Source organism: Longispora sp. NPDC051575 (genome assembly GCF_040681875.1).
Classification (GTDB): domain Bacteria; phylum Actinomycetota; class Actinomycetes; order Mycobacteriales; family Micromonosporaceae; genus Longispora.
On record NZ_JBFAZP010000001.1, the window covers coordinates 170,036 to 187,082 of the forward strand.

The following is a 17,047-nucleotide window of genomic DNA, read 5'->3' on the forward strand; positions in this document are numbered from 1 at the left end:
CGGTGCCTCCGTCAACTTCCACCTTGACGTAGCGTCCGATGGTGTTGACATTGATCTGGCGGTAGGTCTTCGACTGGACCTTCAGCCCGATCGCCGGGGCGTCGATGGTGCTGGTCAGCGGACTCCCGTCGGCGGACGCATACCCCTCGCGCTTCAGACGACAAAATCGATGCCATGTTTGGAAAGTAGATGTGAATCCCGTGGTCAGACTACGTATCATTCTGGTTCTCGCATCGACCTGCGGACTGGCGGGATGCGGTCCGACCGAGCTTCCAGCGCTCGATACGCGGCTCGCCGGAACTCACTCCGTGGTCGCGTCACAGATTGTCAAGCACGTCGGCGACGATTCTCCGAAGAAGATCGGACCGATCTCTGAGAGGAGTCGCCCCCTTGTGCTGCTGGGAACGTGCCTCGGCGGCGGCGCACTGACCGCAAAAGGCATTGACGACAAGGGAAACGTCACGGTGACAACGACGCTCCGGTGCGACGGCACGATACCCCCAGGGATGATGCTCAACAGTCAGCCCCATGGGGTGTCTTCCTACCGGGTTGTCCCTGTACTCCAGGGTAAGGTGACGGCCTGGGCGATGGCCATCGTCGAAGCCAACTGAGATAGGTCAGGGTGTCGTCGCGACGCATTGCGGCGACACCCTGTTCCCGCCACCCAACCGCCGATCGACCGTCGAGGAGCTGATCCGGGATCTGGGCGCGTGCGCAACCAACGACACGCCCGGTAACGAGGGCATGCCCGAGGCTGTGGGCACCGGCTTCCGGCGGGCCACGACCGGCGCCCGGCGGGCAGGTCACCGCCGTTCGGGGTACCCGTCAGATCTGGGTCAGGTATTCGGCCAGTTCGGTTTCCGACGTCGTGACCAGGCCGATGTAGCCGTCGGGTCGGACGAGGACGTGGCCACCCGTGCCGTAGGCGTCGCGGATGTGGCCGCCGTCGTCGACGAGGTCCGTGCCGACCCGCAGCCGGCGGACGTCGGGCATCCCGAGGTCGGTGCCGGGTGCCCCCTCCAGCGAGAGCAGGGTGCTGTGCGGGCCCCGGTACACGTCGAACAGGCGGGTGGCGGTGCCGTCCGGCCTGCGGCACGGCGCGTCGGGGGCCCGCTCGCCGCCCCGGTCGCCCCGGGCCAGCGGACCGCCCGCATAGGACAGCAGCAGCTGGCTGGTCTCCTCGTCGCGCTTGTACGCCTTGCGCCCGCCGCCCTTGGCCGCCAGGTCGTGCAGCCGGGTACTCAGCCCGAGCATCGCCGCCGCGACCGGCAGCCGCTCCCCCTCGTAGGTGTCCAGCAGCGCCCCTGGGCCTCCGGCGAGGACCCGGGCGAGCTTCCAGCCGAGGTTGTAGGCGTCCTGCACCCCGGTGTTGAGGCCCTGTCCGCCGGCCGGGGAGTGCACGTGCGCGGAGTCGCCGGCGAGCAGCACCCGGCCGTCCCGGTACCGTTCGACCATCCGGATGTTGACCCGGTAGACCGACGCCCAGGTGACCTCGGTGAGGCGGATGTCGCGGCGGCCGGACCGGTCGAGGTACCCCTGGAACGTCGCCAGGGAGAAGTCCGGGTCCTCACCGGGTTCGAGCGGGGCGGTCAGCTGGAACGTGTCGGTGCCCGGCAGCGGGCACATCGTCACCCGGACCCGCAGTTTCACCGGGTTGATCCACACCTGCCACCGGTCGCGGGGCAGCCCCTCGGCCTTCACGTCGCCGAGCAGCATCCGCTCGTCCTCGCGGGTCTCGCCCTGGAACCCGATGCCCAGCGCCTTGCGGACGACGCTGCGCCCGCCGTCGGCGCCGACCAGGTAGCGGGCCCGCACGGTCCGGCCGTCGGTGAACGTCGCGGTCACCGCCGCCGCGTCCTGGGTGAAGCCGGCCAGTTCGACGCCGGTCTGCACGGTGCCGCCGAGCGACGTGAACCGGTCCAGCAGGATCTGTTCGGTGCGCCACTGCGGCTGCATGAGAGTCATCGGGTACGGCACGGCGGCGCTCGGGGCGCGCTTCTTGTGCATGTGCGCCGTCCACACCGGAACGCGGCCGGCGTTGATCCGCAGCGGCGGGTACACGGCGCCGGTGCGGAGGATCTCGTCGATCACGCCGAGGTCGTCGAAGACCTCCAGGGTGCGCGGTTGCAGGCCCTTGCCGCGCGAGCCGGCGAGGTGCGCGGACCCGGGGTCGCCGGTGCGGCCGGTGACGGCCTTCTCCACGACGCGGACGGACACGCCCCGGCGGGCCAGGTCGATCGCGAGGGTGAGGCCGGTGGGGCCGGCGCCGACGACGAGGACGTCGGCGTCCAGTTGCTCAGTCATGATCGGGACGGTAGTGCGGCGGGCTGACAGGGGGCTGACGTCGACTGACATCCCGGGTGTGCCCGACCTCCGGCGCCCGTCCGTCCATCCGAGGGAGCGACGCGGAGCGACGCGGAGTGACGCGGAGCGACGCGGAGTGCCGGCGGCCGGCGGCGCGGCGCGCGGGCCACTGACCCGGCGGGTGGCTACTGGCCCCGCAGGGCCCGGGTCAGGCGGTCGGCGAAGTCGGCGGGGAGCGTGCCCCCGTTGTCCAGCGCCTCCCGGACACCGGCCCGGAACACCTCGCTGAACCGCCAGTAGTGCGGCGTGACCGGGCGCGGTCGCGCGCCCTCGATCGCGGACAGCAGCGTGCGGGCGTAGCTGTAGCGGGCCATGACCTGCGGGTCCTCGTACACGATGCGCTGGGTCGCGGCGAAGCCGCCGCGTTCGAAGAGCAGTTGCTGGGTACGCGCCGAGGTGAGGTACGCGATCAGCGCCCGCGCGGCGGCCGGCCGGGCGGAACCGCTGGCCACGGCGAGGTTCTGGCCACCGAGCACGCTCGGGCCGGGCAGTTTCGACACGGCGAACGGCAGCGCGCGCCCGCCGGTGTCGGGGCCGTCGGCGAGCCGCCGGTAGGCGACGGGCCAGTTGCGCAGGAGCACCACCTTCCCGTCCCGGAACGCGGTCGTGCTCTGGCTCTCGTCGAAGCGCAAGGACTCGGGCAGCAGCCGGCTCGGGTTGCTCGACCGCGCGTCCTCGGCGAGCGCGCGGACGGCCTCGCGGGCCCGGTCGTCCAGGGCGACCCTGCCGTCCACCAGGATGTGGCCGCCGGCCGCCCAGACCGCCTCGAACGTGTTGACGGTCAGGCCCTCGTAGTCGCCGAACTGGCCGGTGTAGCCGGAGACGAGTTCGCGGGGGCGCGCGGGGTCGGACAGTACCCGGCTCATGTCCGCTCTGGCCCTGGTCCAGTCGCCGGGGGCCTCGGGGACCAGGTCGGAGCGGCGGAACAGCAGGCCCGCGTCGGTGTTGAAGGGCAGCGCCCACAGCCGGCCCTCGTACCGGCAGGTCTCCAGCGGCCCGGTCAGGAACCCGGTGGTGTCCAGCCCGCGTTCGTCGAGCGGGGCGAGGTAGCCGGCGTGCGCGAACTCCGGGGTCCAGGTGACGTCGAGGTTGTAGATGTCCACATCGGAGCGCCCCGACCGGGCCTGGGACACCATCTCGCTGTGCTGGGCGTCGGCGAGGCCGGACACCTGGCGGATCTCGGCCGGGTGGTCCGGGTACATCCGGTTCCACTGTTCGACGAGGACCTGTCGCTGGCCGCCGGCGCTGTCGTCCCGGCCGCTCATGATGACCAGGCGGCCCTTCTCCCACGCCGCCGGGTCGGGGCGCAGGGCGTCCGCCCCGAGCCACGCCGCACCGGCCAGCAGGACTCCGACCAGCACTCCCGCCGTGAACCGGAACCGCCGGACCCGGGCCCACGCTCCCCTAACGGTCACCGCGACCTCCTCCCCACACCGCGCCGAACACGTCGCGCATGGTCGCGTCGACCGTGGCGAAACCCGTTTCCCGGCACGCGCCCCCGGTGGCCGCGGTGACCTCCGCCACGGCGCCCCCGCAGTGCGCCTCGCCGACCGCGACCACGAACACCCGCACGCCCCCGCCCCGGACCTCGTCGAGGAGCCGCGCCGCCGTGTACGTACCGGACGTGTCCTCCCCGTCCGTGACCACGACCAGCGCGGCGACCGCCGAGTCGTCCCGTCCGGCGCGCAGGGTGGCGACCCCGGCGGCGATGGTCGGGTACAGCGGGGTCGCGCCCGCCGGGGACACCCCCGCGAGGGGGTCGGCCGTCGGCGGCGGGCGCGGGCCGACCGGGGTCAGCTCCCGGAGACCCGCCCCGGCGAAGGTCCACACGCCGACCGTGTCGCGCGGGCCCATCCGGGCGAACGCGCCGCGCACCGCCTCGCGGGCCACGTCGAACCTGCTGCCGCGCGCGCCGCTCACCGGTTCGGCCATCGAGCCGGAGCTGTCCACGGCGAGGAGGACCCGGCCGCCCCGGTGCGCGAGGTCGTACGCGCCGAGGGTGGCCGCGACGGTGTCCTGGGCCGGCGGTTCGCGCAGCACGTTCGCGCCGGGCAGGGCGCCGCGCCGCTCGTCGACCGGGGCCGAGACGCGGTGGCCGGGCCGGGGGCGCAGTCCGGTGCCGGCGAGGGCGCGTTGCCCCTCGTCGCCGGTCAGCCAGTCCCGGAAGGCCGCCACGGTCCGGCGCTGCACGGCCGTGGTGTCCGTCCAGCCCAGGGCTACGAACGGGTGGTCGAGGCTGCGGGTGTCCGTGGGGTAGTACAGGACCAGGGTGGACGGGGTGTCGGTCCGGCCGCAGCGGTCCCCGACCGGGTCGCCCCGGTTGAGGCGCACCAGGTCCCGTTCGCTGGCCACCACGGCGGTGCGGCCGGGGCCGAGCTCCCGTAGTCGGCACAGCTGTCCGGCGGCGTCGTCGATCGGGTAGCCGCCCGCGTCCAGGGTGCGGTCGATCCACCGCTCGATGTCGCGGGGGTCCGCGCCCGGGTACAGCACCGTCGTGGCCAGGGCGGCCGGGCCGGAGCCGCGTCCCGGGGACGCGCGGAGCAGGCCCCAGTCGCGGGACCGGGCGTCGGCGAGCAGCTCCCGCCAGGTCGTGGCGTTGCGCCGCTCGGTGGCCGTGATCGGCACCGCCGCCTCCGGCACGCCCAGCACCAGCGGGGACGAGCCCAGGCTGCCGGCGTCGCCGAGGTCCAGCACCCGGCCGAACAGGCGCAGGTCGGCGCGGACAGCCGCCACCTCCAGGGACGAGTCCGGCAGCCAGACGTCGGGGCGGGGCCGCTCGCGGCGGTGCTCGGCGGACCACTCCGACGCCAGGGCGACCCGGGCCCGGTCGGTGGGGGCCGCGTAGACGTACATGCTGACGGTGGGGCAGCCCTCGACGGCGCTGCGTTCCTCGTACGCGTCGGCGACCTCGCGGGCCGGGGCCAGGCCGTCGGGGGTGGTGAGGACCTGGAGCTGTTCGGGGTACGCGCAGCCGTAGGTCCACAGGGCGACCGTCCGCAGCGTGAAGGGCAGCACCAGGTAGCCGGCGGTGACGATCAACGCGACGGCCAGCGCGTACGGCAGGAGGCGGCGGACCGGGGCGGCCCCGCGTCCCACCTTGCGCAGGACCAGGTCGAAGTCGGCGGCCAGCGGGTCGACGAGCACCGAACCGACGGTGCCGAGCACGAGGACGACGCCCGCGACCCAGAACCACAGGGTGGGCGCCTCGCGGGTCGGGAGGTCGACGAGCCAGCCGCCGATCGCGCTCAGGGCGGCGAACACGGCGATCGGGACCCAGGCACGCCGGGGACCGCCCTGACCGACCATGCGCGGATCGTCTCCTCGCCGTTGCGGATCGATACTCCCCACTATATTCGGCGGGTCCGACACCGACCGCCCGCGCGCTGTCGGCTGGGAGACCCGAGAAGGGCCACAGCCGACGGGTACGGCAGGTCGGCCCGTTCCCGGGTTGTCCAGCCGGCCCGGTCGGCGATCGGTTCACCGTGGCGGGTCACGCCGCCAGCGGTAGGTGCGCCCGGGTGCGGCCGGCCGGCTGTGGTGACGCGCGTGAGCTGCCCGGACCCCGGCCTTCGCCGCCGCCCCGGGTCGGCGGGTCCGTGGCCTGCGGGGACGGGGTGGGGTCAGCGGGGCGGGTGGGACGCGTCGTAGGCGGCGAGGGCGCGCCTGTCGGCCCGCAGCCGCCACGCCTGCTCCAGGAGGGCCGCGACCTCCGCCCAGTCCGGGGCCGTGTCGAACAGGTCGACCCCGACCCAGTGCCGCACGTAGGCGGGTGCGAAGTACCGGTCGGGGTCAGCGGCGACCAGGGACTCCAACTCGCCGGGCGGGGCCTTGACGCACAGGGCGAGGCGGCCGTCGCCGTGGTGGTCGACGAACAGCCACGCGATCCGCTGGCGGCCGAGCAGGAAGCCGGTGTGCCCGAAGGAGTCCTCGACGAGCACGCCGGGCACGGTGGCGACGAGGGCGACCAGGCGGTCCCGTACCCGTCGAAGATCTTCGTCTGTCCAGCTCCCGGCCATGGTCACCAGCCTAGGCGGTGCCCTGTCGATCGGGGAGCCAGATCATGATCGCTGCGATGACAACGCAAGCACGACAGATGAATGTGCGCTCGGCGGGTTGCCAGGTCGCGCCACTGTTTCCGCGATCACCTCGTGTGTTCAGCCGTTAGGGTGACCGTGGCCTGAACGACAGTGTTGCAGGCTCGACAGACGGCGCCATGTCGAAGTGGTCTCCGGGTGGTGGGGACCGAGAACGCGCTGCCGCCCTGCAAGGACGGCGTCGTACACAGCCACAGCGGCGTGGAGATCCCCACGATCGCACAGGACATGTGCGAGCCGGCTGTACGTGGTCAGCGTCATCGGGTGATCCTCGCCCAATACTCGCCGCTGAACACTCGCGGTTGTACGGTACGCACTCTCAGCGGCGGCCAACGAGCCTCGGTCGTGCAGCACCTTTGCGAGCTGGCTCAAGGTAAGTAGGGAATCGCGGTGATCTTGCCCCAGGACCCGTCGTTGAGCGTCACACACGGTGTTGTACTCGCACTCGGCGGCATCTAGCTGGCCACGCTTGTGCAAGACTCGCGCAAGATCGTGACGCGTGCCTAGTGTACGAGGGTGATCCTCGCCGAGTACGCGGCGTTGACTCGCCAGAACGACCTGAAAGGCCGTCTCTGCAGCCTCGAGTTCGCCGCGGTCGAGCCATACGCGGGCAAGCATGTGTCGGCTGTTCATCGTCAAGAGGTGGTCGCGGCCCCGGGCAGCTTCATTGATGGTGACTACCTCTCGCCATTCAGCCTCGGCGCTGTCGAGCCAGCCGCGATCGTAGAGGAGCATCGCCAGCTGGTGGCGGGTGGCAAGGGTATCCGCGTGCACATCGCCGAGCACGAGCTGCCGATCGGCGAGCACCCCTCGATACTCGGCATCAGCGGCTTTGAACTGCCCCCTCACATGCACAATTGCCGCGAAGGAATGACGCACGGCCATGATGCCGAGGTGACGGTCACCGAGAACAGTCCGGCAACTGGCAAGAGTCCTCCTATGCCCTGCCTCTGCCTGGCTGTATAGGCCCCGCGCACGTAGGTAGTTGCTGGTCATGAGCATCGCGTCCGTGATGTGCTCCGCCGTCTCTCGAGCCAGGTCCGGAAGACTCCCAACAGCACCCACAACCGAGAACGTGTGAGGGGCCAGAGACTCCCAGATGGCCCAGCGCTCGGGATCTTCGGCAGACAGGGCTCCTTCATCCTCAGTCGATCGACGCAACACAGCAGCCGCCATGGCCAGATAACAGGTATCCCCGCCCACAGCATCGCGTTGATGGCGGCCAATCTGACGGACCAGCGGATGGATCGTCAACATGTGGGATGTGGCTACTTCGGGGGTGCCGGCATCCCATCCAGGGAAGGCAAGAGGCAGGTCGACGAGGCCGAGGTGGGCCAGAGCCCGCAGCAGCCGCCACAGCCTCAGGCCATCTATTCCGTCGAACAACTCGAATGTCGCCAGTGTGTCCGGATGCAGAATCAGCCCAACGGGGATCGGCGCGTCACCCAAGTGCGACAGTAGCCGAAGCAACGGCCGCGCCTGGAAAAGGCCCCGTCGGCCGAGGAGATCCAGCGACATCTCCCAGGTTCTGCCTACGACAGCGCGGGACTGTTCGCTGGTCCAGCCCGAGCTGCCGATTCTGACGCCGAGCACCTCGTCGAGACGTCCAGCTTCGAGTAAGGACTGATACCGGCTGAACGTGGAAGTCGAGACCTGCCACGGCACAGCCATCGCCTCCGCGATGTATGAACCTGCGAGTCGCAACGCCAGCGGTAAGCCACCCAGCCGGCTTGCCAATGCCTCGGCTTCCCTCACGGTGCCCGCACCAGTACCAGTGTGATCGAGCAGAATCTGTGCGCTGACCCTGGCGGGCAACAGCGGGATGGGATGCAGCCGGCACCATGCACCCCATACGTCAGCATCGCCTTGGCGGCTGGTCACGATGACGTGCCCCTTGTCTGAGCTCGGCGAGCGCAGCCAACCGGTCGCGTCCGAGAACGCGTGGCCCGATCCGGCAAGGGACTCCGGCTCATCGGCGTTGTCCACGATCAGGAGCCACCGATCATTGGACTGGTCGAGAAGACGCCAAAGGAGGTCCGTGGCGCTGTCGACACCAGACCAGGCCCGGTCTATCTCCTCACTCCCTGCGCCCAACCGCGAGGCCACGTGCCGCATGCCCGTCTGCAGATCATTCGTCGTCCCGGCCGATACCCACCACACGGCCACACGGCGACGGACAGCCCATTGAGCGAGCATCAGGGCGACCGTGGTCTTGCCACAGCCGCCAAGGCCGTACAAGATGTGCACGCGTGGCCCCGCAACGCGGCGGTTCAGCAAGTTGGTCAGACTTCTGACGAGCCCATCACGGCCGTGGATTGGCTTGTCGATCCGCCCGAAAGGCACCTCGACCGTCGACGTGCCGGCCCCCGATCCGCTAGCGGATCGCGGCACACCCGAATGCGGCTTGGGTACGGCTTGCCGGACTGGCGCTTTCGACCACCGCTGTATCAGGGCTGAGACCAACGCGACAACGAGGCCGCCCACGCCAGCAATCCAACTCGACCGCTCGACCCACATCCACCCGTTGCCTGAGTCGGAACTCAAACGGAAGACAACCTGCCAGCGCAACCCGACAGCCGCAACCAGCGCGATAGTGCCGGCCAGACCTAGCACCAGTGAGATCTGCACCCAGCGCTTCCGACTCGCCTTCGCCATGAACAGTCTCCGCCAGTCAAGATGCAGACATACCGGTTGAAGGAAGTCTTGCATGTCGATGCCACTTCGGGACTGTCTGTTAGCCGTCCATGGTCTGTGGAGGACACCGCCCAGGCGGCGCGCCCCAGACCGCGCGGCCACAAGACATGGGTCCGCGCGGCCCCGGCATGCGGGGCCGCGCGGTTGCGGGTCCGGGGGATGGCGGCACCGTCCCCAGATCGTAGGACTACAGCGTCAGGGTCCAGCTGTCGATCGTGCCGACGTCGGCCGCCGCGGCGTCCTGGACCTGGAGCTTCCAGGTGCCGTTGCGGACCTCGGTGGACAGGTTGACCGTGTAGGTCTGGTTGATGTTGTCGGCGCTGCCGCCGGCCCGGTTGTGCAGGATGTACGTCGAGCCGTCCGGCGCGACGAGCGTGACGACCAGGTCACCGATGTAGGTGTGCAGGATGCTCACCGCGACCGTGCTGGTGGCCGAGGCGTTGCCCGTGCAGCCCGCGAGCACGATGCTGCTGGACACCGTGGCGTTGTCGGGGATGGCCACGTCGTTCCCGTTGGTGCCGGAGCAGCCGACCGGCCCGCCGCCGCCCAGGTTCAGCGTCCACGTGTCGATCGTGCCCACGTCGGCGGTCGCCGCGTCCTGGACCTGGAGCTTCCACGCGCCGTTGGCGACCTCGCTGGACAGGTTCACCGTGTAGGTCTGGATGATGTTGTCGGCGCTGCCGCCGGCCCGGTTGTGCAGCACGTAGGCCGTGCCGTCGGGGGCGACGAGGCTGACGACCAGGTCACCGATGTAGGTGTGCAGGATGCTCACCGCGACGGTGCTGGTGGCCGTGGCGTTGCCCGTGCAGCCGGAGATCACGATGGTGCTGGTGACCGTGGCGTTGTCGGGGATCGCGACGTCGGAACTGTTGGTGCCCGAGCATCCCGGCGGCCCGTTGACCGTCAGGGTGTACGTGGCGGTGTGCACCGCGACGGTGCCCGTACCGGTGATCGTGATCGGGTACGAGCCCGGCACGACCGAGCCGGTCGTCGTGATCGTCGCCGTGGACGAGGCGCCCGAGGTGACGCTCGACGGGGCGAAGGTGACCGAGACGCCGGCCGGGGCACCGGTGGCGCTGAAGGTCACGGTCTGGGCGGCGCCGTTCGTGGTGGCGGTGCTGATCGTGCTGGTCAGCGAGCCGCCCGGGTTGACCGAACCCGAGGTCGGGGACGCCGACAGCGAGAAGTCCTGCGAGAAGCACGGCGCGTCGTTGCCGGCCACGTTCACCGCGGTCCACGCCGCCTGGACGGCCTTGTACTCCAGCGAGCAGCTGCCGTACAGGTCGGTGGCCGCCGTCAGGGTGTACGCCCGCGAGGTGTTCGCCGGCGTGGTCGTGTTGACGTAGGAGGTGTTCGACGTGAAGTACGCGTCGAGCGCCTTCCACCAGATCTTCTCGGCCTTCGTGCGGCCGATGCCCACGACGCCCGGCGCGGAACCGCAGATCGGCGACGTGCCGTACGCGGTGGCCCCGGTGCCCTCGGCGAGGTTGAAGAAGAAGTGGTTCGCGACACCCGAGGAGTAGTGCACGTCGACGTTCTTCGTGCTGGTCGACCAGCAGCCGTGCGAGGAACCGTCGAGCGTCGGGTTGTACATGTACCGCAGCGGGGTCCCGTTGCCGTTGATGTCGATCTTCTCGCCGACGTTGTAGTCGCCCGGGTCGGCGGCGTTGGCGGCGTAGAACTCGACCATGTTGCCGAAGATGTCCGAGGTGCCCTCGTTGAGGCCGCCGGACTCGCCCGAGTAGGTCAGGCCGCCGGAGACCACCGACTCGGTGACGCCGTGGCTCATCTCGTGCCCGGCCACGTCGATCGACACCAGCGGCTTGTTGTTGCCGTCGCCGTACGTCATCTGGGCGCCGTCCCAGAACGCGTTCACGTAGTTACTGCCGTAGTGCACCCGGCTCGGCACGCCCGCGCCGTTGCCGAAGATGCCGTTGCGGCCGTGCACGTTCTTGAAGTAGTCGAACGTCATCGCCGCGCCCACGTGCGCGTCCACGGCCGCCGACTGCCGGTTGGCGTTGGTGCCCGTGCCCCAGGTGTTGTCGGGGTCGGTGAAGTTCGTGCACGTCGAGGAGCCGTTGTTCATGTCGCACGTGTTGCCGTTGCCGTGCGACGGGTCGATCATCGTGTACGTGCTGCCCGACAGCGTCGTGTCCACCGGCACCGAGCCGAGGTAGAGGCTGTTGCCCGTGCCGACGGCGTGCTTGACGTCGTCGAACGAGCCCCGCACCGCGCCCGTGCGGGCGTCGGTGACGACATGCAGCTTGCTCGGGGTCTGCCCGTCGGGAGCCAGGCCCTCCACGACCGTCTCCCAGGCCAGGGCGCCGCGGCCGTCGGCGGCGTCCACGATCAGCTCGGGCGTACCCACCTTGGCGGCGGAGCCGTGGAACTGTCCGCGCGCGGCCTTCGCGGCGGCGGCGGCGGGCACGTCGGCCCGGGTGCTCAGGGTGAGCGGGGCGGCGAGGCCGTTGCTGGCCCCGGTGAAGGCGCCACCCGCTCCATTGTGGACGATGAAGTCGCCACCGTAGACCCGCAGGCCCTGGTAGGTGCGCGTGTAGCGCACGTGCGAGGCCCCGTTGGGGTCGAGGACGGTGCGGTAGACCTGGTATGCGTCGCCGGACCCGCCGGCGAAGTCCGCCCGGTGGGCGGTGAGCGCGGCGGTGGCCGCGGTGAGGGCGTCACGTTCGGGGTTGTGGGGGGCGGCCGTCGCTGTCGTGGACACGCTGGCCAACAGGCCAGCCGACAGGACGACGACCCCCAGTGCGGCGATGGAACTTCTCATGACGAGTCTCCTAGCCGAGAGGGGCAGCGGTGTCACACCGCTGAGACATCTGTAACAGTCGATGTCTACTCGTGTAAAGACTCTTCATGTTTTCGCTGTGTCAACAACCTCTCAGCGGAGCGTCACTTGGTGTACTTCGCCACGAACCGCTCCGGATCCTTGTCCCGGAACGTCAGGCCCGCGCCCGACGGGTGCTCCGCGTAGAACGCCAGCCACTGCTGGGCGAGTTCCGCGCGCAGCTCGACCGTCGCGTGCCGGCGGAAGTCCGGCAGCGCCTCGTCCTCCTCCTCGCCGAGGTGCTCGGTGTTCTCCCGGCGGGCGTCCCAGACCGCCTTCCACCACGCGTCAGAACCGATCTCATGGGTACGCGACGCCGCGATCGCGTCCCGGATCTTGTTGTGGTCGCCGATCGCGTCCTCGGTCTCCTCGTCGGCGTCCGGGCCGCCCCGCCGGACCAGGTGCGGGTACAGGATCCGCTCCTCGGCCTCCGCGTGGATCTCCAGGTACAGGGCCAGCGGCTCCCACACGGCGCGCTGCTGCCCGACGTCGGCGGCGTCGTCCAGCCGGGCGAAGCCGCGCCGGAAGGCCGCGTGGTCGTCGAGGATCAGCGCCGTGATGTCGTCCATGGTGGTCCGCCCGTCTGCCGGTGTCGTCAGTGCCACCAGGAGATATCCCGGGGCGGCCCGGGTCAAACATGCCGGCCGGCGGGTGCGGTGCCGGGCGCGGCGGATCCGGCCGTGACGGGCGGGACCGCGTGACGGGCGGGGGCCGGCCGTGACGGGCGGGACGGGCCGTGACCCGTGGGCCCCGGGCGTCAGATCCAGCCGTGCCCCCGGGCGACCCGGACCGCCTCGTGCCGGTTGGCCGTGCCCGTCTTCCCCACCGCCGAGGACAGGTAGTTGCGCACCGTCCCCGGCGACAGGGCGGCCCGGCGGGCGATCTCCTCCACCGGCGCGCCCTCGGCGGCCAGGGCCAGCACATCGGCCTCGCGGGGCGTCAACGGACTGGCCCCCGCGCTGATCGCCTCGGCCGCCAGCTGCGGATCCACGTACCGGCCGCCGCCGTGCACGACCCGGACCACGGTCGCGAGGGTCTCGGCCGAGACGGTCTTGGGCAGGAAGCCGCGCACCCCGGCGGCCAGCGCGCGCCGGAGGTGCCCGGGCAGGCCGTGGCTGGTCACGATCACGGTGCGGCAGGTGGGCAGCTCGGCGTGCAGGGCCGCGGCCACGGCCACGCCGTCGAGGTCCGGCATCTGGAGGTCGAGCAGGGCCACGTCGGGACGCAGGGCGCGGGTCATCGCCAGCGCCTCGGCCCCGGTGGCGGCCTGGGCGACCACGAGCAGGTCGTCCTCCAGGGCCAGCAGGGCGGCCATCGCGCCCCGGACCAGGTGCTCGTCGTCGGCGAGCAGGATCCGGATCGGGGTGGCAGAGACCCCGCCGGCTCCGGGGCCGGGGCCGGGTGCCGGGTCCGGCGGGCCGGCGCCCACCCCGGTCGGGCCGGGTGCCGGCGTCACGGCCGGACCCCCGGGGCCACGGCCAGCGTCAGCGGTACCTCCGCCGCCAGCCGGAACCCGTCCGGTGGCCGCCGGCCGGCCGTCACCGTGCCGCCCAGGCCCCCGACCCGTTCGGTCAACCCGGTCAGGCCGCTGCCGAACCGGACCCGGGCGTCGGCGGGCACCCCGTCGTTGTCCATGGTGAGCGTGACCTCCCCGGCCCCGGACCGGCGCAGCGTGATCACGCACGAACGGGCCTCGCTGTGCCGCAGCACGTTGGTCGTCGCCTCCCGCACCACCCAGCCGAGGGTGCCCTGCACGTCCGGGGGCAGGTCGCCGCCGTCCCCGACCACCTCGCACGCGATGCCGGCGGAGGCCAGCAGCGCCCGGGCCCCGGACAGTTCGACGTCGAGGTCGGCGGCCCGGTACCCGCCGACGACCGCCCGGAGTTCCGCCAGGGACTCCCGCGCGATCCGGCGGACCTCCAGCATCTCGTCGGTGGCCTCGGCCCGGCCGCGCCGGGACAGCTGGGCGGCCAGTTCGGCCTTGAGCGCGACCACCGACAGGGACCGGCCGACCACGTCGTGCAGGTCCCGGGCGAAGCGCAGCCGCTCCTCGACGACGGCGAGCTCGGCCTGCACGTGCCGGGACCGGTCCAGTTCCCACAGCACGCCGAGCATCCACGCCGAGACCCGGCTGATGACACCCGTGACCAGGAGCAGCATGGCCATGCCGACCGCCGCGCCCAGCGGGCCGGCATCGCCCGCGGCGACGGAGAGCGCGTACACCCCGGCGCAGGCGAGCAGTCCCGCGGCGATCGTGACCCGGGGCCGCACGGCGGTGGCCAGGGCGGTCAGGAACGCCACGATCAGCATCAGCGGGAGCGCCCCGCTCGGACCGGACGGCTGGCCCGGCGCGGCGTCCGGCCAGGCGAGCAGCGCGCTGGCGCACCCGGCCACCGTCAGGGTCCCGGCCCCGGCGATCAGGCCGAGCGGCCGGTCGCGGCGGCCGAGATAGTGGTCGAGGCCGGCGCGGACCAGGAACGCGCACACCAGGGCGTGCACGGCGGCGAACGCGCCCGCAGCCCACACCCCCGTCCCCCCGGCGTCGGCCCGCGCGGCCCCGGCGACCAGGAACGGGGCGGCGGCCAGGTTCAGGTAGAAGGAGATCCGGACGCACAGGTCCACCCGGGCCGCCAGGCCGCGCGAGCGCCACCACCCCGTCACGCCCATCCGCGCCGCCCTCCTGTCGTCGTGTCCCCCGAGTATGGTCGGTCCCCGCCGGTGCCGGGCACCGACGGGGACGCTCCGCCGGGTGGCCCGTGGATCCTGGCCGGCGGGACCCACGAGCCACAACCTAGGGCTGGAACAGCATTTCCGGGTACCGGGCCGACGGCCGGTCGAGCAGCCCCGAGTCCCGGCACAGCAGGTACCTGTCGAAGTAGGCCCGCAGGTAGACCCGCTGCACCGCGATCGACCGGTCCCCGTCGATGGTGCCGAGCGCGGGCTCCAGGTCCGGTACCCGGGCCTGGGGCAGCAGCACCTGGTAGTCGGTGAACGACATGTGACCCGAGCGGGCCAGTTCCAGGCGGTGCCGGGGGCCGCGCAGCCGGGACCACAGCGCCGTCCAGCTCGGGTCGTCGCCGGGCGCGCCGAGCAGCAGGAACGGCCGGTCCAGGCCGCCCTCGACGACCGTGCCGGAGACCGTGCCGTCCAGGTCGGCGCCGACCTTGACCCGCGGGTCCTCGAACATCGTCTGCGCGGCGGCGGCCCCGCCCAGGGAGTGGCCGACCATGCCGACCCGGGACAGGTCCAGGGCCCCGGCCAGGCCGCGCGGCAGCGGACGGCGTTCCTCGTCCGGGTTGTGCCCCCGGTCGAGGGCCGCCAGCCGGTCGAGCGTGAACCGGGTGTCGGTGACCCGGACCGCGAGGGCCTTGGCGACGATCCGGTCCATGTCGGCGGGGTCGGTGGGCACGGGCAGCGCCTGCTGGGCGAGCCGGCCACCCGGGAACTCGACCACCCTCGCGTCGTGCGGGTGGTCGATCGTGACCACGACGTAGCCCCGGCTGGCCAGGTCCTCGACGAGCGCGGTGCTCGACGTGCGCTCCTGGCCCATGCCGGGCGAGTACACGATCACCGGGTGCCGGCCCCGGTCGACCGGGGCACCCGTGTGGGCGTGGGTGACGGGCAGCGCCACCGGCGAGCCGGGCGGGTTGAGGACGGCCCCCACCCCCGGGGTCACCCACGGGGCGCGGGGATGGCCCCGGACGTCACTGGCCGGGTACCAGATCTGGACCATCAGTTCGCGGGCCGGCTCGGTCGGCACCCACGGGTCGGGGCGGGACCGGTCGACGAGGTGCAGGGACACGGTGCCGACCCGCTCGGGGCCGGTGGGCGCGGGCAGGACGAGCTGGAAGGGGGGCTCCGGGGTGGCCGGGGCCGTGGCGGGCAGCGCGTGGACGAGGCTGAGAGCCGACGCGAGGGCGAAGGCGAAGACACCACTCATGGGTACTGAGTCTTCGCGCCGGCCGACCCCGGCCGTAGTGCCGTTCCGCACCGGTATCGGTGAGGCTGTCACGGCCGACCGGTGACACCTGTCATACCCTCCCACGGCCTACACTGACCGGCGAGGTGACCGCCGCTGACGGCGGCGGCTCCCGACATCTGACGATGCCCGTGGATATTATTGTCTAATGTGGACTTGGCTTGCTGCCGTCGCGTACGTCCTACTGACCGGGGTCATCACGTTCGCCAAGACGTATCTGGACGAAGCACGGGGCGAGAAACGTTGGGCGGAGCACCTGGCACGCGAGCGCGCCGAGGCCGAGGCCGACGTCGCCGCCGGGTCGGTCGACGAGCTGGACGTCCTGTCACTGGCCTACCTCGCGGCCGACGGCTGGAATCCCCGTGACCGGATCACCGAGGTGATCCTCGCCCGCCTCGTCACGAGCGGCATGATCCGGCGGCTCGACGAGAAGCGGTACGCCGACGACGAGCCGCGCTGGGTCCTGGAGGGCGCGCGACCGGAGGACCACACCGACCTGCGCGACCACGACCCTCCGCGGCCGATCTTCGGAGCCCCGAACCCATCGCTGGTCAACGGCAGAGCTTTTCACCTGAGTGATCTGAGACCGACGGGGGCGCGGCTCGACAACAAGGTCGAGCGGCTGGCGGCCGCCGGCTACCTCCGCCCGGAGCGGCTGGAGTTCCCCGGCGAGTGGAGCCGGCTGCACCCACTCTCGGCCCTCGCGGCCGGTGCCGCGGTGCCGGTCGGCGCGTGGCTCGCCCTGGACCACGCCTGGTGGCGTCTGGCCGTGGTGGTCGTGTTCGGACTGATCGCCGGGTTCGTGGCACGCCCGCACATGACCTTGGGGCGCTGGCTGCCGGAGATCACCTGCCGGGGCGAGCGCGTCGTGGCGTTGGCCCGGCAGCGGTACGCGGATCTCGGCCCGTCCCGCCCGCGCGAGGAGCCGCGCACCGTTCGGGAGGCGGAGCTGGCCGTCGCGCTGTTCGGCACGTCGGTCCTGCACCAGATCAATCCCTGGATCGTCCTGGACCGCAGCTGGCGGCCACCCCAACCCGACACCTCGGACGGCCACTTCTAGTGGCGTCCCGTGATCAC

General features: G+C 71.8%; 12 protein-coding genes. 2 read left to right on the forward strand and 10 right to left on the reverse strand.

Going from position 1 to position 17,047, the window contains the following annotated elements; translation table 11 throughout:
- Nucleotides 1-200: 200 nt before the first annotated feature.
- Nucleotides 201-611, forward strand: a complete 411-nt coding sequence (locus tag AB0M43_RS00755; protein WP_363719816.1) for a hypothetical protein — start codon at nucleotides 201-203, stop codon at nucleotides 609-611.
- A 214-nt stretch (nucleotides 612-825) separates the two neighbouring features.
- Here the strand turns inward: AB0M43_RS00755 and AB0M43_RS00760 are convergent, their stop codons facing one another.
- The 10 genes from AB0M43_RS00760 to AB0M43_RS00805 form a co-directional block, all read right to left on the reverse strand.
- Nucleotides 826-2,304 (reverse strand): FAD-dependent oxidoreductase, encoded by a 1,479-nt coding sequence (locus AB0M43_RS00760; protein ID WP_363719818.1) that lies wholly within the window; start codon nucleotides 2,302-2,304, stop codon nucleotides 826-828.
- A 185-nt stretch (nucleotides 2,305-2,489) separates the two neighbouring features.
- Nucleotides 2,490-3,779, reverse strand: coding sequence for an extracellular solute-binding protein (locus AB0M43_RS00765; protein WP_363719820.1), 1,290 nt, complete (start codon nucleotides 3,777-3,779; stop codon nucleotides 2,490-2,492).
- Nucleotides 3,769-5,670 carry a VWA domain-containing protein gene (locus tag AB0M43_RS00770; RefSeq protein ID WP_363719821.1) on the reverse strand — a complete coding sequence of 634 codons (1,902 nt, stop codon included), beginning with the start codon at nucleotides 5,668-5,670 and terminating at the stop codon, nucleotides 3,769-3,771. The genes AB0M43_RS00765 and AB0M43_RS00770 overlap by 11 nt, the downstream gene beginning before the upstream one ends.
- Nucleotides 5,671-5,984: 314 nt before the next feature.
- Nucleotides 5,985-6,380 (reverse strand): MmcQ/YjbR family DNA-binding protein, encoded by a 396-nt coding sequence (locus AB0M43_RS00775; RefSeq protein WP_363719823.1) that lies wholly within the window; start codon nucleotides 6,378-6,380, stop codon nucleotides 5,985-5,987.
- A 138-nt stretch (nucleotides 6,381-6,518) separates the two neighbouring features.
- Nucleotides 6,519-9,086 (reverse strand): tetratricopeptide repeat protein, encoded by a 2,568-nt coding sequence (locus AB0M43_RS00780; protein ID WP_363719825.1) that lies wholly within the window; start codon nucleotides 9,084-9,086, stop codon nucleotides 6,519-6,521.
- A 253-nt stretch (nucleotides 9,087-9,339) separates the two neighbouring features.
- Nucleotides 9,340-11,934 carry a M4 family metallopeptidase gene (locus AB0M43_RS00785; protein WP_363719827.1) on the reverse strand — a complete coding sequence of 865 codons (2,595 nt, stop codon included), beginning with the start codon at nucleotides 11,932-11,934 and terminating at the stop codon, nucleotides 9,340-9,342.
- Between the two features lie 122 nt (nucleotides 11,935-12,056).
- Nucleotides 12,057-12,596: a hemerythrin domain-containing protein gene (locus AB0M43_RS00790; RefSeq protein WP_363719829.1), complete on the reverse strand. Its 540-nt coding sequence runs from the start codon at nucleotides 12,594-12,596 to the stop codon at nucleotides 12,057-12,059.
- A 152-nt stretch (nucleotides 12,597-12,748) separates the two neighbouring features.
- Nucleotides 12,749-13,351, reverse strand: coding sequence for a response regulator transcription factor (locus AB0M43_RS00795; RefSeq protein WP_363720909.1), 603 nt, complete (start codon nucleotides 13,349-13,351; stop codon nucleotides 12,749-12,751).
- A 92-nt stretch (nucleotides 13,352-13,443) separates the two neighbouring features.
- Nucleotides 13,444-14,658: a histidine kinase gene (locus tag AB0M43_RS00800; protein WP_363719831.1), complete on the reverse strand. Its 1,215-nt coding sequence runs from the start codon at nucleotides 14,656-14,658 to the stop codon at nucleotides 13,444-13,446.
- Between the two features lie 124 nt (nucleotides 14,659-14,782).
- Nucleotides 14,783-15,931 carry a hydrolase gene (locus AB0M43_RS00805; protein WP_363719833.1) on the reverse strand — a complete coding sequence of 383 codons (1,149 nt, stop codon included), beginning with the start codon at nucleotides 15,929-15,931 and terminating at the stop codon, nucleotides 14,783-14,785.
- A 187-nt stretch (nucleotides 15,932-16,118) separates the two neighbouring features.
- Here AB0M43_RS00805 and AB0M43_RS00810 point away from each other — a divergent pair, with 187 nt between their 5' ends.
- Entirely contained in the window at nucleotides 16,119-17,030 is a 912-nt protein-coding gene (locus AB0M43_RS00810) for a hypothetical protein (protein ID WP_363719835.1), read from the forward strand.
- Nucleotides 17,031-17,047: the final 17 nt, after the last annotated feature.